Genomic DNA, 20784 nt, shown 5'->3' on the forward strand with positions numbered 1-20784 from the left:
CTACGAGGAACACGAGCGCGCCATGCCCGTACCGATCCTGAAACAGGGTGCGATCCTCATCGCCTCAGTCCAGGCCGCGCTCAGCGACTCCGACGCCGAGCGGCTCCGCTATGACCTGATGGAGCGGGTCAGCCGGTTCCGCGCGCAGGGCATCATCGTCGACGTCACCGCCATCGACGTGATGGACTCGTTCGCGGCCCGGTCGCTGCGGACCATTGCGCACATGACGCGGCTGCGTGGCGCGGACACGGTGATCGTCGGCCTGCAGCCGGAAGTGGCCTTCGCGATGGTCCAGCTGGGTTTGGCGTTCGACGACATGAATACGGCGCTGGACCTCGAAGAAGGCCTCGCCCTGCTGAATCGTCAACTGACGCAGCGGAAACCGATGATCGGGCGCGATGGTGGCGACTGATATCGTCGTCGCCATCGACAATTCCGACGACATCGTCGAAGCTCGCAAAGCCGGACACCAACTCGCACTCGACCTGGGATTCTCCCTCACCGACGTCACGATGATCGCGACGGCGATCTCCGAGATCGCGCGAAACATCACCAGCTACGCCGGCCGCGGCAGCGTCCGGGTCTTCGTGGCCGACCGGGAGGGCCACAAGGCCCTGGTGGTGCGGGCCGAGGATCAGGGACCGGGCATCGCGGACATCGAGCGGGCAATGGAAGACGGGTATTCGACCGGGCGTGGGCTGGGGATGGGCCTACCGGGCTCCCGCCGGCTGATGGACAGGTTGCTCGTGGAGTCCGCGCTCGGCCGGGGGACGGTCGTCGAGATGTGGAAATGGGTCCCTCCCCATGCGTGACAACGGCCGGTTCGGTCCGATCGAGTGGGCAAGGGCGGGCCGCCCCTTGCCCAGCGAGTATGTCTCGGGTGATCGGGGTCTCGCCGTCGACATCGGCCGCGAAGCCGCGCTGTTCGGCGTGGTGGACGGTCTCGGCCACGGTCCGGATGCCGCGGCCGCTGCGCTGTGCGCCATCGAAGCGGTCAAACGCTCCAGTTCGGAGCGGCTCGAAGTATTGATCCAGCTTTGCCATCGTTTGCTGGAGGGCACCAGAGGGGCGGCGATGACGTTGGCACGGGTGGACTTCGCCGCCAACACGCTGACCTGGACCGGCGTCGGCAACGTCACCGCCGACCTGGTGGCCAAGTCCCCGACCGGCGTCCAAATCCGATCCAGCGCACGGCTTACCGCGGGAATCGTCGGCTACCGCATACCGGAAATCAGGCCGGCGCAAGTTATCTCGATCCGGCCGGGAGACCTGCTCGTGATAAGCACAGACGGGATCGCCGAAAACTACCTTGACCACATCGACTTCTCGGCCACCGCCGTCGTCATCGCCGAAGAATTACTCGGTAAGGACGCCAAAGAAACCGACGACGCCATGGTGCTCACCGCTCGTCATCGGGGTGTCTCGACATGAGTGACAGCGACGAGTTCCACGCCCAGTACGCCGCGGCGCTGCGCACCTACATGGAGGCGCGTGACGAAGACAGCCTGGCGACCGCGTATGAGCTCGGCCGCCGAGCCCTGCAGGAGGAAGTCAGCCTGCTCGCGATCATCGAGCGGCACGTCCAGCTGATCCTCGATCTGGCCAAGGACATCCAGATAGACGCGCCGATCGCGCTGGAATTCCTGTTGCAGCTGCTGGTCCCGCTCGACATCGCCACCCGCGGCTTCCTGGACGGCACCAGGCGCTTCGCGCGCGAGCGCGCCCGCGCCGAGGGGCTGGCCGACCGCGACAAATTCCGTACCGCAGTTGTCAATTCGTTGCAGGAGGGGTTTTTCGTCGCCGATCACGAGGGCTCCGTGATCGAGATGAACAACGCCCTGATCGAGATCCTCGGTTATCCCGCGGAGGGCCTGCCCTACCGGTGGCCCCACCCGTGGTTGGTCGACCAAAAGGGCGCCACCCAACAGCAGGCGCTGGTCCAGAGCATCGGCACCACCGCCTACGAGACGCCGATTCGGCACCGCGACGGGCACCTGGTCTGGGTGACGGTCAGCATCAACGCCGTTCAGGGCAGCGGCAGCGACCAAAACGTCTTCGTGGGGACTATCCGTGACATCACCGCCGAACGGGCCTTCGCCGCAAGGGAAAGCGCGGTCCTGCGCCTGGCGACGGCGGTGGCGGTGGCCAAAAGCGTGGACGAGCTGCTGTCCATCACCCTCGACGAGTGCAGCACGGCGATCGACGTAAAACGGGTGGTCGCGATCTTCTGGCCGAACGGCGACGGTGAACCGACCGTCCAGGTGGCGGGCGAGACGTCCAAAACCTCCTGGCGCAGCCTGGATCCGTGGTTGCGCCATACCTTCGAGGACGCGCGTCACCAGCTGCCGCTCACCGCCAAAACGGTCGAGCGACCCGACAATCCCGGCAAGGCACACGGATTGGTGGCCGTGCTCTCCGGCGCGGGCGACCTGGCGTTGTGGTTGGAGCTGCGCACGCCGCGCTGGATCAGCGCCGAAGACCGGCTGCTGGTTACCGTGCTCATCGGCCACCTCAGCCTGGCGATGCAGCACGTCCGCCAATTCGAAAGCGCCCGTGAGACATCGCTGACCCTGCAGCGTGCCCTGTTGCCGACGATGCAGCCGCCGCCGGGCTTCGCCGTGCGCTACGAGCCCGCGGTCCCGCCCCTGGAAATCGGCGGCGACTGGTATGACGTGCTGCCGATCGGCGACCATCGCATCGGCATCGTCGTCGGTGACTGCGTGGGTCGCGGGCTGCCGGCCGCGGCGGTCATGGGCCAGCTACGCAGCTCGGCGCGGGCCCTGTTGATCAACGGGGCCGAGCCCGCGCTGCTGCTCGAGCAACTCGACTCGGCGGCATCGCTCATTCCGAACGCGTACTGCACCACCGTTTTCCTGGCGATCCTCGACACCGAATCCGGTGTCCTGCAATACAGCAACGCCGGCCACATGCCCGCCGTGCTCGTCGGGTCCGAGCCGCGGACGACGTCGATGTTGACCGATGCCTCGTCGGTGCCGCTCGCGGTCCGCCGCCCCGAACCCCGCCCGCAGACCAGCCGCGTGTTGCCGCCCGGCTCTACCCTGATTCTGTTCACCGACGGGCTGGTCGAGCGCAAACACGAGTCCATCGATGACGGGATAGATCGCGCCGCAGCGGTTCTGGCGAAGACGACGACGTTGCCGTTGGACTCCGTCGCCGATGCGGTCCTGAGGGAGCTGGCCCCCGCGGCGGGGTATGACGACGATGTGGCGATGGTGATCTACCGGCACCAGCAGTCCCCGCTTCGGATCGAAAACGAGGCCAGCGCAGCGCGGTTGGTCGGCATCCGGCATCGGTTGGCCGAATGGCTGCGCACCGCCGACGTGCCGGACGAATTGGCCGCCGACATCGTGCTGGCGGTCAACGAGGCCTGCACGAACTGCGTCGAGCACGCGTACACCGGACAACCGCTGGGCACGATGCTGCTCGACGTCGAACTTGCCGATGGCGAAATCCGCGCCCGGATCACCGACGAGGGCTCGTGGAAGCCACCGGAGGTCAACCCCGGCAATGGTGGGCGGGGCCTGGTGCTGATGCGGGCGCTCAGCACCGCGGTCGAACTCGACTGCACCCCCACCGGGACGACGGCCGACATCACCTTCCGGCTGCCGGCCGAGGGTGGGTAGGGGTGGTGCCGCACCGTTTGTGGCCCCTGGATTGCGGGTAGTCGTGGGCGTGACCCGCGCATCGATCATCACCGAACCCGCCCTGCCGGCGGCACACGGGCCGCTGTCGACCGCAGTCCGTCGCGCCCTGACCGGACCGCCGTCGCATGACCACCTGACCCGCATCGGCGCGTCGGTGCGCGATTCGGATCCCTACGGCCTGGATCTGCAGCTGGCGCTGTGCATGTGCTACGAGCTGCACTACCGCGGCTTCGCGGGCGTCGACCCCGGCTGGGAATGGAATCCGGCACTGCTGGCACTGCGCGGCGAGCTCGAACGCGTTTTCCTGGCCGGCGTGCGCCGCGACGTCGGACCCATCGCATCGAATCAGACCGCCGCCGCCGAAATGGACGCCATCTCCGTCGAACCGGCCGACGGCACGGGTCCGTCGTATTACCTGCGCGACACCGGAACGTGGCAGCAGATGCGTGAGTACTTCGTTCACCGGTCCGTGTATCACCTCAAAGAGGGCGATCCGCACGCGTGGGCGATCCCGCGGCTGACGGGTGTCGCGAAAGCCGCTTTCGTGGCAATCGAATTCGACGAGTATGGGGCGGGGCAGGGCCCCCGTCTGCACCAGCAGCTCTTCGCCGATCTGATGGCGGCCGCGAATCTGGACACGACGTATCTGGCGTACGTGGACGCGGTTCACGCCGAAGCTTTGGCGGCGGTGAACCTGATGTCGCTCTTCGGGCTGCACCGCGAGTTGCGTGGCGCGGCGATCGGGCACTTCGCTTCGACGGAGATCACCTCCCCGCCGGGGTCCCGGCGGATGGTGCAGGCGCTGCAGCGGATGGGGGCACCTTCGCCGTGCGTCGAGTTCTACGCCGAGCACGTCGAGGCCGACGCCGTGCACGAGCACGTGGTGCGCATAGACGTGGTCGGGGATCTCGTCGAACGGGAGCCGCACCTCGACTGCGACATCGTGTTCGGGATCCGCTCGCACGCGGTGGTCGAAAACCGTTTGGCCGACGCGGTTATGGCGTCGTGGCAGCAGGGTCGGTCGTCGTTGCGGAGGGCGCTGGACTAGACGTCCGGCGGGCCAGGTTCCGGCATCTGCGATGGCTGGTGTCGCATAAGGGATACTTCTCGCTGCGCCGGCAGGTGCAGATCGCCACCATGAACCGGTCGGACTCGACGACCTCACCGTTCGGCATCTCGATGCGCACCGGGCCGGACACCAGCACCGGCCCGCCGGCAACGACCTGGACGCGGGTGGTGGTCACCGCTTGTCCGCCCGGATCACGATCAACTCCTCTTCCCGGCGTCCGCGGGGTATCAGGCCGACGCTCTCGAGCCAGTTCGCCCGCGCCGTCATCACGGGGCCGAACGGTATCCATTTCGACGCAATGACTTTGGCGTCCATGCCGGCCCACTTCAGGGAATCCAGCGATTGCCGGACACCGGCCAGCGCCGAGTGCACGAGCAGCAGGGACCCACCGTCGCACAACAACTTCGGCGCCGCTTCGCACAGCGGATCCAACACCATCCGGCCATCAGGGCCGGCGTTCCAGGCCCACGACGGGCCCGCGCTGGGGCTGATGTACTCCGTGTCGCCGTTCGGCGGTGTCGGCACGTACGGCGGGTTCGACACGACAACGTCGAACGGCGCGCAGTCGAGCGCATCGCTCCAGGTGCCCTTTCGCACATCGACATTCACACCGACGGCGGCCGCGTTGCCGCGAGAGCAACCCACGGCGTGGGGGCAGATGTCGAAGGCTGTCACGTCGGCGCCACCCATCTCGGCGGCGGCGATCGCCACGAATCCGCTGCCCGTACACAAGTCGAGAACGCGCCGGCCCGGAATGAGCGCGCTTTCTTGCATCACATTTACCAGTAATCGGGAATCGTCCTGGGGCTGATACACGTTCGAAACAGCCGAGACAGCGGGTCCTGGATATGTTGTGGTCAACTCTGGCCTTTCGACAGATCGCCGGGGCGATCACTGCTTGGCCTGTGTAATGCCCGCAAACCGATGGGTTCAAACGGAGTGGGCAAAGGCCATTTTCGGCTAACTCGCAGGCGCATGGGCGAATTGCTTGACAATGGTCGCGCAAAACGCCGGCAGGTCCTTGGGTGAGCGGCTGGAGATCAAATTGCCGTCGACGACGACCTCCTCGTCCACCACGTTTGCGCCGGCATTGCGCAGATCGGTGCGAATGGACGGGTAAGACGTCAGCGTGCGGCCCTCTGCTACACCGGCTTCCAGCAGCGTCCAGGGGCCGTGGCAGATCGCTGCGACCGGCTTTCCGGAGCCGACGAAGTCGCGCACGAAGGAGACTGCGGTGGCGTCCATCCGCAGCTTGTCCGGATTCACGGTGCCACCCGGAAGTACCAGGCCGTCGAATTCGGCGACCGACGCGTCCGATACAGCGCGGTCGACCTTGAAGGTTCCGGCCGGTTCGAGGTCGTGATTGCGAGCCTGGATTTCTCCGGTCTTCAGCGAAAGCAGCTCGACCTGTGCGCCGGCCTCTTCGAGCGCCGCACGAGGTTGCTCGAATTCCACCTTCTCCACGCCGTCCGCAGCGAGAATCGCGACTTTCTTGCCTTCCAATTCATTTGCCATGGCTATTCCCCTTCGCCCCTTTCGATTACGTCGGATTGAGGATGACTTTGGTGCAGCGGTCCTCTTTGTTCTTGAAGATCTCGTAGCCGTGGGGTGCCTGATCGAGGCTCAGGTGGTGGCTCACCACAATGGTCGGGTCGATGTCGCCGTTGCGAATCCGGTCCAGCAGCGGGCGCATATAGCGATGCACGTGGCACTGACCGGTCTTGATGGTCAACGACCGGTTCATCACCGCCCCGATGGGAAACTTGTCCATCAGGCCGCCGTACACCCCGATGATCGAAAGGGTGCCGCCGTTGCGGCAACTCATCGCCGCTTCCCGGATGGCATGCGGGCGTTCGGTTTCCAGGCGTGCCGCCTGTTTGACGCGGTCGTAGGCATCAACCGGGACGGACCCGCTGCGCGCCTCCATGCCGGCGGCGTCGATGCAATGGTCGGGTCCCCGACCGGCGGTGAGGTCACGCAGTTCCTCGAGCACCGACGTCTCGGCGAAGTTGACCGGCACGGCGCCGATCTTCTGGGCAAGCTCAAGGCGATACGGAACCCGGTCGACGACAATGACTTTGGACGCCCCAAGCAGATACGCACTCATGATCGCGAACAGGCCGACCGGTCCGGCGCCCCACACCGCCACGATGTCACCGGGGGAGATGTCACACATCTCCGCGCCCATGTAGCCCGTCGGCAAGATGTCCGACAGGAACAGCACCTGCTCGTCGGTCAGGTCGTCTTCGATCTTCAGCGGCCCGACATCGGCGAACGGTACCCGCGCGTATTCGGCTTGGCCGCCGGCGAAACCGCCCAGCATGTGCGAATAGCCGAACAGCCCCGCCGGCGAGTGGCCCATGAATTTCTCGGCGATGCCGGCGTTGGGGTTGGAGTTCTCGCACAGCGAGTACAGGTCACGTTGGCAGGCCGAGCACGCCCCGCACGCGATCGGGAACGGCACCACCACCCGGTCGCCGACCGCCAGGTTGTTGACCCCCTTACCGACTTCGACCACTTCGCCCATGAATTCGTGCCCGAGCACGTCGCCGTGCTTCACGGTGGGGATGTAACCGTCGTAGAGGTGCAGGTCCGAACCGCAGATCGCCGTCGAGGTGATGCGCACGATGGCGTCCCGATCGTTGAGGATCTTCGGGTCCGGGACCGACTCCACTTGGACGCTGTTGCGGCCCGCCCAGACGGTGGCCTTCATACGCTGGCTCCTTTGTTCGGTTGCGCGGGCTGCTGGTGCATCTGCCGGACCGCCGCCGTGCCCTCGGGAGAGCCGTCCGAACGCAGCACCTGCCCGGTCTCGAGGATTTGCTTGAAGCGACGGAGGTCGTCGTTGACTTGCTGCTCGGGGGACTCCCCGAAGAGGCTCGCCGCCGCCTTGCCGAACAGGCCACCCGGAATGTGGTAGCCGATCCTGACGCGAATTTCGGTGCCGTCGCCGGTGGCGGTGGGCGTGAACTCGACGCTGCCGCCGTTCTCGATCACCGAGCCGGGCAGCGACTGCCACGCGAGCCGCCTGTTGGTGTCGTCCTCGGTGATCTGCGCGTCCCACTCCACCGACCGGCCGGCCGGGGCGTTGGCGACCCAATGCGACTGCCCGTCGGTGGTCGGCGTGACCGACTTCAGGTGGTGCATGAAGCTGGGCAGGTTTTCCAGGTCGCGCCAGAAGCGGTACACCTCCTCGGGGGGGCGACGCACGGTGACCGCGGCCCGCAAGGTGCGATGCCGGGAGCCGCTCACGTGCCGGCCGCCGCCGTCGACCGTGCGCAGCGCCGTGTAGAGGTCCAGCCCGCCGATGCCGGCGAGCACGACGGCCGAGATGGTGCCCCGCATCCGCCGGCCCGGGCCGCGGGCGGTCACCCCGGCCACCAGCAGCGCCACATCCAGGACGTCACCGGCCACCCGGGTCCAGACCAGCTTGTCGGGACCGCCCAGCAGCGCCGCGCCATGGCCGCATTCCCGCGCGCCCAGCGCGCGGATGACCTTTCGTGACCGGGGGGTGTCGTCGACTCCCGCAACGGCAGCAACTTTTCCCGGGGCGATCAGCTCGCTCAAACCCAGCCCGAAGCTGGCGCCGCTGAGTGCCTTGACCAGAGCGGAGGTGGTGGTGGCGGATCGATCGCCCATGGTCAACTCTCCTTGCCTAACGGCGAACGTGAATCGGGGCGAGTTGCTGCAAGACAGCCCCTTTGCGGGTCTTCGGGTAGTCGGCGCTGCCAACCGGATTCGCGCGGCCCATCGCCCGTACTCACCTGGTGCGCACGATTGAAGCCGGATACCCGGGCAGCTGCCGCCCAAACGTGGATTAGCTCGCCGCGTCACGCAGTGCCGCAAGCAAAGGTTCGGCGGCTTCGGAGAGGAACAGGTCCTGCGATTGGCCGCCGACCTGGACGAGCGCCACGTCGGTGAAGCCAGCTTCCCAATAGGGCTTGACGGCCTCGACGATCGCGTCCAGGTCGGGGCCGCAGGGGATGGACTCGGCGACGTCTTCGGGGCGGACGAACTGGGTCGCGCCGGCGAAGCCGGCCGGCGTCGGCAGGTCGGCGTTCACCTTCCAGCCGCCGGCGAACCAGCGGAACTGGTCGTGAGCGCGTTTGATCGCGGTGTCGCGGTCGGGGTCCCAGCACACCGGGATCTGGCCGACGACGCGACCCCCGCCGGCGAGGTTGGCGGCCTGCCGCGCGGCGTGCCAGGCGTCGACGAGTTCGCCGTCTGGCTCGACCGCGACGAAGTGGTCGGCCAGCCGGCCGAACTTGTCGATGCCCTTGGCGCCGGCCATCGCCACCGCGATGCCGACCGGAACCTCGGGCACGTCCCACAGGCGAGCGGAGTCCACCCGGAAGTAGTCGCCGGTGAAGTTCACCAGCTGGCCACCGAACAGCTCGCGGATGATCTTGATGGCTTCGCGCAGCATGTCCTGGCGACGTTCCACGGTCGGCCAGCCCTTGCCGATGACGTGCTCGTTGAGGTTCTCGCCGGTGCCCAGGCCCAGGGTGAACCGGCCATCGGACAGGATCTGCACGGTCGCGGCCTGCTGAGCGACGATCGCCGGGTGATAGCGCATCGTGGGGCACGTCACGTACGTGTACAGGTCGACCCGCTCGGTGGCGTGCGCCACCGCGCCCAGCACGGCCCAGGCGTTGGGCGCGTGCCCCTGCGTGGTCAGCCAGGGCGAGAAGTGGTCGCTGCACACCTCGAAGTCAAAACCCCGCTCTTCGGCTGAAAGAGCTTGTCGTACAAGGTCTTTGGGTCCACTCTGCTCGGTCATCAGAGTGTAGCCAAAATTCGTCATGTTCCTATACTTACCCCGGTCCGCCTGGCGCAAACCGCACCAGCGCTCAGCCCGCGGTGGTGATCGAATCTCCGGCGGTCCCGGCGGCCCTGCGCGCCGCCAGCCTGCGTTTCTGCGGCTCGATCGTGTACCGGGGATCGCGGGCCGACTCCAACCCCGCCTCGAAGAAGCCGAACCGCAGCATTGCCGACGCCGCCAGCAGCGCCAGGCCGGACAGGGCGGCGATACCGCGGTGCCGCCCGCCGAGCAATGCGCCCAGACCACCCGCGGCGGCCAGCCGTTCGCTCCAGGCCAGCAGCCGGCCGGGCCTGCCCTCGTGCAGCGGTTCCCTGGTCACCGGATCCATCCGATACTCGGTGAATTTGGCGGAGACCAGGTCGCCGATCGCACCGATGACGGCCAGCCTGCGGGCGGGCCCGGCCTCCGAGACCGGGGTGGTGATCATCGCCAATCCCGATGCGGCCAGGCTCGCCGAGCTGACGAACACGAACGGCAGGTCTCGGTACGCGGCGTTCCACGTCGGGGTGGCGGTGTCGGTGAGCAGCACCGCCGTGTAGACCGCGAGTGGCGGCGCGAAGACCGCCGCTTCCAATCCGGCGGGTCCCTCCACGGCGCGCAGAACGGCGCGCAACGGCCCCAACGGGATTCGCTCACCGGTCATCCGGTCGACCTCGGACACCGCGGCCACCCCGATGCCGGCACTGAAGAAGCTGAGGATCCACGAGCCGATGCTCATCGGCGAGGTCAGCTTGACGGTGCGCAGCATGTTGACGAATCGCTCGGGCCGACCGAGGTCCTTGACCAGGGCGACCGCGCCCAGCATCACCGAGATCAACGCGGACAGCCTGGCGTTGCGGCGCAATGTGTCTCGCCCGGTGAGCTGGGCCCCGGCCGCGAGCAGGCCGGACCCGCCCGCGACGCCGCCCAGGAACAGGTACGCCGCGACCTCATGTCCCCAGGGGGCGGGCTTGACCACCGGGCGCCCGTAGTACGAGCCGAACTCGACCTCCGGGACCATCGGCATCTCGCGCGCACCGTCGCCGCCCGCCCGGCGGCCCGCCCGCCTGCCCCGGCGCCGCTTGCCGCCCGCCGGCTCCGGCGGACGCAGGCTGTCGTATTCCGAAGTGCTCATGGCGTTTTCACCGACCCTTCCAGAAGGCCAGCGCCGCGGCGGCGAACATCCCCGCCGCGGCCATGCCCGCTCGTTTGAACATCTGGGGCAGGTCGGCCGTGCAGACGCGCGGGTCCGGCGGCAGGCCGTAGACCTCCGGCTCGTCGAGCAGCAGAAATATCGAGCCGGTGCCGCCGACGCCGTCGTGTTCGTTGGCGCCGTAGAGGCGGGCCTCCGTCAAACCCTGGGCGTGCAGCGCGGTGACCCGCTCGCGGGCCTTGACCACCAGGTCGTCGTGGTCGCCGAACTTGATCGACGTGGTCGGGCAGGTCTGGGCGCACGCCGGGATCTGGTCGTCGACGAGGCGGTCGTAGCACAGCGTGCACTTCTGGGCGACCCCGGTGACGAACTTCTCGGCGGGACGATCGGGGCTTTTGGTGGGCGTCGCGTACGTGCCGTCGCTGCGACGCTCCACCACGCCGAACGGGCACCCGGCCACGCAGGTGCCGCACCCGTTGCAGACGTCGTCCTGCACGACGACGGTGCCGAATTCGGTGCGGAACAACGCCCCCGTCGGGCAGACGTCCAGGCAGCCGGCGTGGGTGCAGTGCTTGCACACGTCCGACGACATCAGCCAACGGAATTCGGGGGTGTCCGGTGGCGTGATGTCTGGGCGTGGCGCGTTGCCGGGAAGGGAGGGCATGCCCAATTCGGTTAGGGCGCGCCCGGATTCGCGCGCCTGGTCGATCCGGTCGCGCCCCTGCTCGATGAACGCCACGTGCCGCCAGGTGCTGGCGCCCAGCGCGCCGGTGTTGTCGTAGGACGAACCCAGCAGCTCCAGGTCGCCGTCACGGGGATTGCGGTTCCACTCCTTGCAGGCCACCTCGCAGGCCTTGCAGCCGATGCAAATCGAGGTGTCGGTGAAGAATCCCTTGCGCGGCTTGGGTTCGACCCAGCCGGCGTCACTCGTCGGGTCGGTCGGTCCGCTCAGCTGACCCATCGGCTCCCCCTTCCCATACGCCGTCGCTGATCCGCACATTGCCGGTCTCGGTGGTGGCCCCCGACCGGGACTGATATTCGGCGATCAGGCGCAGCAGGTCCTCGCCCTGCGGGCGGCGGCCCGGGCGGATGTCGCACGAGCCGGCCTTGGATTCCTGGATCTGCACGTTGGGATCCAGCGTCACGCCGAGCAGGTCGTTGGCCGCGTCCCCGCTCACCACGGCGTCGCTGCCCACACCCCAGTGGTACGGCAGGCCGATCTGGTGCACCGTGTGCCCATTGATCACCAGCGGGGCAACACGTTTGGTGACCAGCACCCGGGCTTCGATCGCCGCGCGCGGCGAGACGATGGTGGCCCACCCGTACGGCTCGAGTCCGCGTTCGGCGGCCAACTCCGGGGACACCTCGCAGAACATCTCCGGTTGCAGCTCCGACAGGTAGGGCAGCCAGCGGCTCATCCCGCCGGCGGTGTGATGCTCGGTGAGCCGGTAGGTGGTGAACACGTACGGGTACACGTCGGCCCCGGGCTCTCCGGCGCTCGGCGCGCTCAGATTGTCCTTGCGCGGGAAGGTAATTCGTCCGGGGTTTCGCTGCTGGGGATACAGCGCGTTGGCGACCGGCGATTCCTGCGGTTCGTAGTGCGTGGGCAACGGCCCGTCGACCAGACCCTTGGGCGCGAACAGCCAGCCCTTGCCGTCGGCCTGCATGATGAACGGGTCGTCGCCGGCGAGCGCGTCGGGACCGCCGACGTCCGGGTCGGGCCTGCTGCCTGGCGCCCGGTCGGCGACGAAGTCCGGCACGTCGTAGCCGACCCACCGTTGTTGGTCGACGTCCCACCACACGTACCGCTTGCGTTCGCTCCACGGCTTGCCGTCGGGGTCGGCCGACGCGCGGTTGTAGAGAATTCTCCGGTCGGCCGGCCATGCCCAGCCCCACTCCTGCTGGCTCGGCGACGAGCCGCCGTGCGGGACGCGGCGCGCCGCCTGGTTGGTGGCGTTCGCGTACACGCCGGTGTAGATCCAGCAGCCGGCCGCGGTCGACCCGTCGGCGCGCAACTCGGTGTACGACGACAAGGGAGCGCGGTCGGCGGCGTGATACCCGTTGATCTCGGCCAGTACGGCTTCGCCGTCGGGCTCGCCGTGCTCGTCGGTCGGGTAGTCCCACGTCAGGTCCAGGAGGGGCCGGTCGCGCTCATCGGTCGACCCGGCCAACCGCTGCCTGATCCGCTTGCCGAGTTCGAAGAAGAACTGCAACTCGCTCTGGCACTGGCCCGGCGGCTCGACGGCCTTGTGCCGCCACTGCACCAGGCGTTGGGTCTGGGTGAACGATCCCGCCTTCTCCACGTGCGTGGCGGCGGGCAAGAAGAACACCTCAGTCTCGATGTCCTCCGTTTTCAGTTCGCCCGAAGCGATTTCGGGCCCGTCCTTCCACCAGGTGGCCGACTCGATGAGGTTGAGGTCGCGCACCACCAGCCACTTGAGGTGGGACATGCCCATGCGCTGCATCCGGCCGTGCGCCGACCCGACCGCCGGGTTCTGGCCCAGCAGGAAGTAGCCCTCGACCTCGTCGGCCAGCATGCCCATGACGGTCTGATAGGTGCCGTGCGGGCCGGACAGCCGCGGCAGGTAGTCGTAGGCCCAGTCGTTGTCCTCGGTGGCCGCCTCCCCCCACCACGCCTTGAGCAGGCTGATCGCATAGCCGTCGGAGTTGGCCCAAAAACCCTTCTGCTTCTTCGATCCCACCGCGTCGAGATAGTCGGCCAGGGTGTCGTGCGTGCCCGCCTTGGGCATCGCCAGGTAGCCGGGCAGCAGGTTGAACAGTGTCGGGATGTCGGTGGAGCCCTGGATGGTGGCGTGGCCGCGCAGCGCCATGATGCCGCTGCCGGGGCGGCCGACGTTGCCCAGCAGGAGCTGCAAGATGGTTGCGGTGCGGATGAATTGGGCGCCCAGGGTGTGCTGCGTCCACCCGACGGCGTACGCGAAGCACGTGGTGCGCTCGCGCCCGGAGTTTTCGACGATGGAGCGGGCCAGGTAGTCGAAGTCGGCGCGGCTGATGCCGCAGACGTCCGTGACCATCTCCGGGGTGTAGCGGCTGTAGTGGCGCTTGAGGATCTGGAACACCGTGCGCGGGTGCTGCAGGGTCTCGTCGCGTTTGACGCGGGCATGGGCGAGCGGCGGTCCGCCGCTGCCGTGCTCCTGACCCGCCCCGCTCTGCGCGGCCGACGCCCCGTGTGTGTGGCCGCCGCCGGCGGACTCGATCTGGCCGTTCCCCTCTTCGTCGTACGCCCACGTCGACGTGTCGTACTGCCCCGTCTCTGGGTCGAAGCCGGAGAACAGGCCATTCAGATCCTCGGTGTCCCTAAACTTTTCGTTGATCAGGGTGGCGGCGTTGGTGTACGCGATGACGTACTCGGAGAACCACAGGTCATTGCTCAGCACGTGGTTGATGAGCGCGCCCAGCAGCACCACGTCCGAACCGGCCCGAATCGGGATGTGTTTGTCCGACACCGCCGAGGTGCGGGTGAAGCGCGGGTCGACGTGGATCACCCGCGCGCCGCGGGCCCGGGCCTCCTCGACCCACTGGAATCCGACCGGGTGGCACTCGGCCATGTTGGAGCCCTGGATGACGATGCAATCCGCGTTGGCCATGTCCTGCAGTGTTTGGGTGGCGCCGCCGCGCCCGAAGGAGGCTCCCAGACCGGGAACCGTGGCGGAGTGTCAAATGCGGGCTTGGTTCTCGATCTGAACGGCGCCCGCGGCGGTGAAGAGCTTCTTGATGAGGTAGTTCTCTTCGTTGTCCAGCGTCGCCCCGCCGAGCGCGGCGATGCCCATGGTGCGGCGCAGCAGGTTGCCGTTCTTGTCGATGTCCTGCCAGGTGTGGCGGCGGGATTCGATGAACCGGTCGGCGATCATGTCGATCGCGGTGTCCAGCTCGAGGGGCTGCCATTCGGTCGCTCGCGGCGCACGGTAGAGCACCTGCAGCTGCCGGCCCGGTGAGTTCACCAGCTGCTCGCTGGCAGCGCCCTTGGGGCACAAGCGGCCTCGCGAGATCGGCGAGTCGGGGTCGCCCTCGATCTGCACCACCCGCTCGTCCTTCACGTACACCTTTTGCCCGCAACCCACCGCGCAGTACGGGCAGATGCTCTGCACCACGCGGTCGGCCGTCGTCGTGCGCGGCGTGACGGCGCGGGTCTGCCTCGACGTCACGGCCGAGCCCCGGCCGAGCTTGTCGCCCGAACGCAACTGACGCACGACGGGCCACTCCAGGAAAAGTTTGCGCATAGCCATGGCCTTTACCCTAGTGCGCGCGGCCGAAACCCCGCCGGGTTCAGCGCACCACGATCGTGTGCTCGCCGCGCGGCACCAGCTCCCCGATCACCGGGGCGCCCGGGATCTCACCGGCGATCAGCAGCCCACCCGAGGTCTGCGCGTCGGCGAGCAAAAGCGCCTCCTGGTCACTGACGGCGGACAGGTCGACGTGCGGTGCCACCCAGTCGAGGTTGCGCCGCGTGCCCCCGCTGACGTAACCGGCCGCCAGCGCCTCCCGCGCGCCTTCCAGGTAGGGCACGGCCGCGGCGTCGATCATCGCCGTCACGCCGCTGGCCCGCGCCAGCTTGTGCAGGTGCCCGAGCAGTCCGAAACCCGTTACGTCCGTGGCGCATTCGATACCGGCGGCCAGCGCCGCCGCGGCCGCGTCGGCATTCAACGTGGTCATCGCCTCGATCGCCTGCTCGAAGCGCTCACCGGTGGCCTTGTGCCTGCTGTTGAGCACGCCGACGCCGAGCGGCTTGGTCAGCGACAGCGGCGTGCCGGGCTTGCCGGAGTCGTTGCGCAGCAACCGGTTCGGGTCCGCGATCCCGGTGACGGCCAGGCCGTATTTGGGCTCCGGGTCGTCGACGCTGTGCCCGCCGGCGAGGTGGCAGCCGGCCAGCCCGCAGACGTCGAGCCCGCCGCGCAGCGTCTCTGCTGCCAGCTCGAACGGCAGCACGTCGCGCGGCCAGCCGAGCAGATTGACCGCCACCACCGGACGCCCGCCCATCGCGTAGACGTCGGACAGCGCGTTGGTGGCCGCGATGCGACCCCAGTCGTAGGCGTCGTCGACCACCGGGGTGAAAAAGTCCGTCGTCGCGATCAGCGCCACGCCCCCCTCGATGCGGACCGCCGCCGCGTCGTCGCCGTGCTCCAGCCCGACCAGCAGCTCGCCGACCGGGTCGCGCGGCGCGCTCACCCCCAGCCCGCGGACCACATCCTCCAGCTCGCCGGGCGGGATCTTGCAGGCGCAGCCGCCGCCGTGGGCGTACTGGGTCAGTCGATAGGTCACGCGTCCATACTTGTCCCTATGGTTCGAGGAGGCGTGTCCGGTCTGGTGACCGGCGCGGTCTTCAAAACCGTCGAACGGCAGACGCTGCCGCTGGCGGGTTCGATTCCCGTCCGCCTCCGCCATACTTCTTCGAGCCTGACATGACCGACCCGCGCCGGCGGGTGCCGCGCACCGACACGCTGCTCGCCGATCCGCGCCTGGCCGAAGCCCAGCGGGTGCTGGGCCGCGATCTGGTGAAGTCCGTGATCGCCGACGCGCAGCAGCGGGCGCGCGCGGGGGAGATCGAACCCGAGCGCGTCGCCGAGCACGCCGTCGCCGCACTTCCGGCCACCGCGTCGAGCCTGCGGCCGGTCATCAACGCCACCGGCGTCGTGGTGCACACCAATCTGGGCCGGGCGCCGCTGTCGCGGGCGGCCGTCGACGCGGTGGTCGCCGCGGCGGGGACCACGGACGTGGAGCTGGACCTGGCGACGGGCCGCCGCGGCCGCCGGGGCCGGGGGGCGCTGGCCGCGCTGGCGCGGGCGGTGCCCACCGCGGGCGGCGTGCACGTGGTCAACAACAACGCCGCCGCGCTGCTGCTGACGGCCCTGACGCTCGCCCCGGGCAAGGAGATCGTGCTCAGCCGCGGCGAGCTCGTCGAGATCGGGGACGGGTTCCGCATCCCCGAGCTGCTGGCCTCCACCGGATCCCGGCTGCGCGAGGTCGGCACCACCAACCGCACCAGCCTGCGCGACTACGCCGGGGCGATCGGGCCGCAGACCGGTTTCATCCTGAAGGTCCATCCGTCCAACTTCCATGTCACCGGGTTCACCTCGGCGGTCGGCGTGGCGGAGTTGGCGAAACTCGGTGTGCCCCTGGTGGTCGACATCGGCTCCGGCCTGCTCTCCCCGCACCCCCTGCTGCCGGACGAGCCCGACGCCACGTCGACCCTGCGCGACGGCGCCGACCTGGTCACCGCGAGCGGCGACAAGCTGCTCGGCGGCCCCCAGGCCGGCCTGCTGCTGGGCGACGCCGAGCTGATCGAGCGGCTGCGCCGGCACCCGGCGGCGCGCGCGCTGCGGGTGGACAAACTCACCCTCGCCGCCCTCGAAGCGACCCTGACGGGCCCGCCAACCCCGGTGGCCGAGGCGCTGATCGCCGACGTGGCGGAGCTGCGGTCGCGCGCCGAGTCGCTGGCCGCGAGGCTGCCGGACGCCGAGGTGGTGGATTGCATCGCGGCCGTCGGCGGCGGCGGGGCGCCGGACGTCAAGCTGCCCAGCGCCGCGGTGAGCCTGCCCGAGTCCTACGCCGCCGCGCTGCGCGCCGCCAGCCCGCCGGTCGTCGGCCGGCTCGAGGCCGGCCGGTGCCTGCTCGACTTGCGCACGGTCGCTCCCGAGGACGACGCGCGGCTGGCGGCGGCGGTGCTCGCATGTTCGTCATAGCCACCGCCGGGCACGTCGACCACGGCAAGTCCACCCTGCTGCAGCGGCTCACCGGCATGTGGCCGGACCGGCTGGCCGAGGAGCGGCGCCGGGGTCTGACCATCGACCTCGGCTTCGCGTGGACCGAGCTCGGCGGGCGACGGCTGGCGTTCGTCGACGTGCCGGGCCACGAACGGTTCGTGGCCAACATGCTCGCCGGGGTGGGCCCGGTCCCGGCCGTCATGTTCGTCGTCGCCGCGACCGAGGGCTGGATGCCGCAGTCCGATGAACACCTCGCGGCGCTGAACGCCCTCGGTGTGCGCCACGGGCTGCTGGTGATCAGCAAGGCCGACCTCACCGATCCCGGCCCGGCGATCGAGCAGGCACGCGAACGGTTCGCCGCAACCTCGCTGGCCGGGGCCGCCGCCGCGATCGGCACCGACCCCGAGCGGGTGCGCGCGGAACTGCTGGCGCTGACCGACCGGCTGCCGGTTCCGGACGCGGCTGCCGACGTGCGGCTATGGGTGGACCGGAGCTTCACCGTCCGGGGCGCGGGCACGGTGGTGACCGGCACCCTGGCGGCCGGCACGATCCGGGTGGGCGACGAGCTGGAGCACGCCGGCCGGCGCGTCACGGTCCGCGGGCTGCAATCGCTGGGCCGCGACGAGTCGGCGGTGCGCGCGGTGGCGCGCGTCGCGCTGAACCTGCGGGGCGTGGACCGCCGGGACATCGGGCGCGGCGACACCGTTCGGACGCCGGGCGTGTGGCTAGACACCGCGGAGATCGACGTCGCCCTGCGCTCGGCGGACGCGCTGCACCGCCAGCTGGTGCTGCACGTCGGGTCCGCGGCGGTGCCCGTGCAGGTGCGGCGGCTGGGGGAAGCGGCGGCCCGGCTGCGGCTGGCGAAGCCCCTGCCGCTGCGGGTTTCGGACATCGGGCTGCTGCGCGATCCCGGGGAGCACCGGATCGCGGCGGGGATCGAGGTGCTCGACGTCCGGCCGCCGGCGCTGCGCCGCCGCGGCGCGGCCAGGGATCGTGCCGCGGAGCTGGCAACCGGCCGCGTCCGTCCGCCCGATTACGCCCGGGCCGACGAACTGCGCGCGATGGGCCTACCGCTTGCGGGGCAACGGGTGGGTGACTGGGTGGTGCAGCCGCGGTGGTGGGCCGCGCGGCGCGAGTGCGCGACCGCCGCGGTGCGGGCCTGGGCCGAGGACCACGACATCGCGGCGGGAATGCCGCTCGAGACGTTGCGGCAGCGCGCCGGCCTGCCCGCCGCCGAACTACTGCCGACGCTGCTGGCGGGCACCGGACTTGCGGTGGTCGACGGGTTGGTCCGCTCGCCGGGGGCGGCCCTGCCGGCCCGCGTCGACAAGGCGGTGCGCACCGTCGAGGAGTGGCTGACCGCCGAGCCCTTTCGGGCACCGGAGGCCGACGAACTCGCCGAGCTCAAGCTCGGGCCCCGGGAGCTGGCCGCCGCGGTGCGCGCCGGGCGGCTGACCCGGATCGCCGACGGCGTCGTGCTCGGGTCCGGCGCGCTGGACCGGGCGGCGGGCGTCCTCGCGACGCTGCCCCAGCCGTTCACGGTCAGCGAGGCGCGCCGCGCGCTCGGCACCACCCGCCGGGTCGCCGTGCCGTTGCTGGAGCAGCTCGACGCCCGGCGCGTCACCAGGCGGGCCCCGGACGGCACCCGGGTGGTGGTTCCTACAGCCGCTCCTTGACCGCCGCCGACAACCGGGCGCCGTCGGCCTTGCCCGCCGCGATCGCGGTGGCTGCCTTCATCACCAGCCCCATCTGCTTCATGCTCGGCCGCTCGCCGATCTCCTCGGCGACCTGGGCGATGGCGGTGTCCGCGACGTCGGCCACCTCGGCCTCGGTGAGCGGCGTCGGCAGGTATTCGTCGATGATCCGCGCCTCGGCGTGCTCATTGGCGGCGAGCTCCCCGCGGCCGTTCTGGGTGTAGATCTCCGCCGATTCGGCACGCTTGCGCGACTCCCTCGCCAGCACCTTGATTACTTCGTCGTCGGAGAGGTCTTTGGCCTGTTTGCCGGAGACTTCCTCGGTTTGGATCGCGGCGAGCAGTAGGCGCAGGGTCGCCGTGCGCAGCTTGTCCTTGCTCTTCATCGCATCGGTAAGGTCGGCCCGCAGCCGGGATTTGAGTTCGGCCATGCCAGAGACGCTACGCGCCGACCGCCTGGCCATGATTGAGAAATGCCCGGACCACCGACAGGATGGAGCCCATGACGAACGACGGGCCCGTCCGCATACACCGCGGAACACGTTGAGCGCGCCGCCGCCTGGCTATCCGGGCTACGGCCCACCACCGGGATACGGCCCCCCACCCGGATACGGCCCGCCACCCGGATACGGGCCACCGCCGGGATACGGGCCGCCGCCGGGGTACGGGCCGCCGCCCCCTTGGCAATACGGTCCGCCGCAACTGGTGCCGGGGGCGGTCAAACCCGGCATCATCCCGCTGCGCCCGCTGACCCTGGGCGACATCTTCAATGGCGCGGTCGCCTACGTCCGCGCAAATCCGAAGGCGGCTCTGGGCTTGACCGCCATCGTGGTGGTGGTCATCCAGATCGTCACCAAGGCCGCCGTTTTCGGACCGTTGGCGGCCTACGGCAGGTTGACGACCGACCACGCCAAGGAGCTGACCACCGGGATCGTCGGCGCGTGGTTGACGTCGATGGGCGCCGGCGTGCTGGTCGCCTGGCTGGGCGGCATGCTGCTGTCCGGGATGCTCACCGTCATAGTCGGGCGGGCGGTGTTCGGGTCACCGATCACCATCGGCGAGACGTGGGCCAAGATCCGTGGACGCCTGGTGCCGTTGTTCGGTCTCGCGGTGATCGAGGGCGCGGTGATGGCGGTTGTCGCGGGACTGGCGGCGGTGATAGTCGCGGTCCTGGCGGCTATCGGCAACCCCGCGGCGGCGGTCATCCTGGGCTTGCCGCTCGCGCTTGCCGTGATCGCGTTGCTGGTGTTCCTGTACACGGTGGTGTTGTTCGCACCCGTGCTGATCGTGCTGGAACGGCTACCCGTCCTCGACGCCATCACCCGATCGTTCGCGCTGGTGCGCGGCGGCTTCTGGAGGGTGCTGGGCATCCGGCTGCTGACGTTCGTCGTGACATCCGTCGTCGGGGGCGCGGTCGCCGTGCCGTTCAACATCGTCAGCCAGTTCTTTTCGATCACCTCGTCTACCGCGGCTTTCCTCCTCGGCACCGTGGTCGCGTCGGTGGGCGCGGCGATCGGCGAGATCATTACCGCCCCGTTCAACGCGGGCGTCATCGCGCTGCTGTACACCGATCGCCGGATGCGCGCCGAGGCCTTCGATCTGGTCCTGCAGACCGGTGCCGCCGGCGGACCGTACGCGGCCGGCTCCACCGATAACCTCTGGCTGACGCGGCCGGCCTGAG

19 protein-coding genes and 1 tRNA gene are annotated in these 20784 nt (G+C 69.3%); 9 read left to right on the top strand and 11 right to left on the bottom strand.

The features are described 5' to 3' along the window. Positions 1 to 22 precede the first annotated feature (22 nt). Genes A5773_RS00550 through A5773_RS00570 form a run of 5 tightly spaced genes read left to right on the top strand, consistent with a single transcriptional unit; the run spans position 23 to position 4713 of the window. Positions 23 to 412, top strand: coding sequence for an STAS domain-containing protein (locus A5773_RS00550; RefSeq protein WP_066955731.1), 390 nt, complete (start codon positions 23 to 25; stop codon positions 410 to 412). Then, positions 402 to 812, top strand: coding sequence for an anti-sigma regulatory factor (locus A5773_RS00555; RefSeq protein WP_066956026.1), 411 nt, complete (start codon positions 402 to 404; stop codon positions 810 to 812). Before A5773_RS00550 ends, A5773_RS00555 begins: the two co-directional genes overlap by 11 nt. Then, complete coding sequence (locus A5773_RS00560; RefSeq protein WP_067788865.1) at positions 805 to 1431, top strand: SpoIIE family protein phosphatase; 627 nt, start codon at positions 805 to 807, stop codon at positions 1429 to 1431. The genes A5773_RS00555 and A5773_RS00560 overlap by 8 nt, the downstream gene beginning before the upstream one ends. Further along, positions 1428 to 3644, top strand: a complete 2217-nt coding sequence (locus A5773_RS00565; protein WP_067788868.1) for a SpoIIE family protein phosphatase — start codon at positions 1428 to 1430, stop codon at positions 3642 to 3644. The genes A5773_RS00560 and A5773_RS00565 overlap by 4 nt, the downstream gene beginning before the upstream one ends. Before the next feature lie 49 nt (positions 3645 to 3693). Next, positions 3694 to 4713 (top strand): iron-containing redox enzyme family protein, encoded by a 1020-nt coding sequence (locus A5773_RS00570; protein ID WP_067788936.1) that lies wholly within the window; start codon positions 3694 to 3696, stop codon positions 4711 to 4713. Here the strand turns inward: A5773_RS00570 and A5773_RS25275 are convergent. The 10 genes from A5773_RS25275 to selD all read right to left on the bottom strand — a co-directional run bounded on the left by A5773_RS25275 (position 4661) and on the right by selD (position 15968). Continuing rightward, positions 4661 to 4909, bottom strand: coding sequence for a CDGSH iron-sulfur domain-containing protein (locus A5773_RS25275; RefSeq protein ID WP_082939325.1), 249 nt, complete (start codon positions 4907 to 4909; stop codon positions 4661 to 4663). The genes A5773_RS00570 and A5773_RS25275 overlap by 53 nt on opposite strands. Continuing rightward, positions 4906 to 5595, bottom strand: a complete 690-nt coding sequence (locus tag A5773_RS00575; RefSeq protein ID WP_066955740.1) for a HemK2/MTQ2 family protein methyltransferase — start codon at positions 5593 to 5595, stop codon at positions 4906 to 4908. The genes A5773_RS25275 and A5773_RS00575 overlap by 4 nt, the downstream gene beginning before the upstream one ends. A gap of 99 nt (positions 5596 to 5694) precedes the next feature. After that, on the bottom strand, positions 5695 to 6249 hold the full coding sequence (locus tag A5773_RS00580; protein WP_067262784.1) for a type 1 glutamine amidotransferase domain-containing protein: 555 nt from the start codon (positions 6247 to 6249) through the stop codon (positions 5695 to 5697). Positions 6250 to 6274: 25 nt separating this feature from the next. Further along, positions 6275 to 7447 carry a zinc-dependent alcohol dehydrogenase gene (locus A5773_RS00585; RefSeq protein ID WP_066955749.1) on the bottom strand — a complete coding sequence of 391 codons (1173 nt, stop codon included), beginning with the start codon at positions 7445 to 7447 and terminating at the stop codon, positions 6275 to 6277. After that, positions 7444 to 8373 (bottom strand): SRPBCC family protein, encoded by a 930-nt coding sequence (locus A5773_RS00590; RefSeq protein WP_067788871.1) that lies wholly within the window; start codon positions 8371 to 8373, stop codon positions 7444 to 7446. Before A5773_RS00590 ends, A5773_RS00585 begins: the two co-directional genes overlap by 4 nt. A gap of 178 nt (positions 8374 to 8551) precedes the next feature. Further along, positions 8552 to 9538: an LLM class F420-dependent oxidoreductase gene (locus A5773_RS00595; protein ID WP_067788875.1), complete on the bottom strand. Its 987-nt coding sequence runs from the start codon at positions 9536 to 9538 to the stop codon at positions 8552 to 8554. A gap of 46 nt (positions 9539 to 9584) precedes the next feature. Then, on the bottom strand, positions 9585 to 10670 hold the full coding sequence (gene nrfD / locus A5773_RS00600) for an NrfD/PsrC family molybdoenzyme membrane anchor subunit (RefSeq protein ID WP_067788878.1): 1086 nt from the start codon (positions 10668 to 10670) through the stop codon (positions 9585 to 9587). 7 nt (positions 10671 to 10677) lie between these two features. Further along, entirely contained in the window at positions 10678 to 11649 is a 972-nt protein-coding gene (locus A5773_RS00605) for a 4Fe-4S dicluster domain-containing protein (RefSeq protein ID WP_067788880.1), read from the bottom strand. Beyond that, the gene (fdh, locus tag A5773_RS00610; RefSeq protein ID WP_197507834.1) at positions 11612 to 14935 is read right to left on the bottom strand and encodes a formate dehydrogenase; all 3324 of its coding nucleotides are present in this window, start codon (positions 14933 to 14935) and stop codon (positions 11612 to 11614) included. The genes A5773_RS00605 and fdh overlap by 38 nt, the downstream gene beginning before the upstream one ends. A 40-nt stretch (positions 14936 to 14975) precedes the next feature. Further along, entirely contained in the window at positions 14976 to 15968 is a 993-nt protein-coding gene (selD, locus tag A5773_RS00620) for a selenide, water dikinase SelD (protein WP_067788887.1), read from the bottom strand. Between the two features lie 27 nt (positions 15969 to 15995). Between selD and A5773_RS00625 the strand changes: the two genes are divergently transcribed. The 3 genes from A5773_RS00625 to A5773_RS00635 all read left to right on the top strand — a co-directional run bounded on the left by A5773_RS00625 (position 15996) and on the right by A5773_RS00635 (position 19086). Next, positions 15996 to 16090: transfer RNA gene (locus A5773_RS00625), tRNA-Sec, on the top strand. A gap of 18 nt (positions 16091 to 16108) precedes the next feature. Then, positions 16109 to 17389 carry an L-seryl-tRNA(Sec) selenium transferase gene (gene selA / locus A5773_RS00630; protein ID WP_067788888.1) on the top strand — a complete coding sequence of 427 codons (1281 nt, stop codon included), beginning with the start codon at positions 16109 to 16111 and terminating at the stop codon, positions 17387 to 17389. After that, entirely contained in the window at positions 17377 to 19086 is a 1710-nt protein-coding gene (locus A5773_RS00635; RefSeq protein ID WP_067788890.1) for a selenocysteine-specific translation elongation factor, read from the top strand. The genes selA and A5773_RS00635 overlap by 13 nt, the downstream gene beginning before the upstream one ends. Here the strand turns inward: A5773_RS00635 and A5773_RS00640 are convergent. Continuing rightward, positions 19070 to 19534 carry a GatB/YqeY domain-containing protein gene (locus A5773_RS00640; RefSeq protein WP_066955779.1) on the bottom strand — a complete coding sequence of 155 codons (465 nt, stop codon included), beginning with the start codon at positions 19532 to 19534 and terminating at the stop codon, positions 19070 to 19072. The two genes, A5773_RS00635 and A5773_RS00640, sit on opposite strands and share 17 nt — an antisense overlap. Between A5773_RS00640 and A5773_RS00645 the strand changes: the two genes are divergently transcribed. Continuing rightward, positions 19533 to 20783 carry a hypothetical protein gene (locus tag A5773_RS00645; RefSeq protein WP_067788893.1) on the top strand — a complete coding sequence of 417 codons (1251 nt, stop codon included), beginning with the start codon at positions 19533 to 19535 and terminating at the stop codon, positions 20781 to 20783. The two genes, A5773_RS00640 and A5773_RS00645, sit on opposite strands and share 2 nt — an antisense overlap. Position 20784 lies beyond the last annotated feature (1 nt).

It is taken from the genome of Mycobacterium sp. 852014-52450_SCH5900713 (genome assembly GCF_001667075.1).
Classification (GTDB): domain Bacteria; phylum Actinomycetota; class Actinomycetes; order Mycobacteriales; family Mycobacteriaceae; genus Mycobacterium.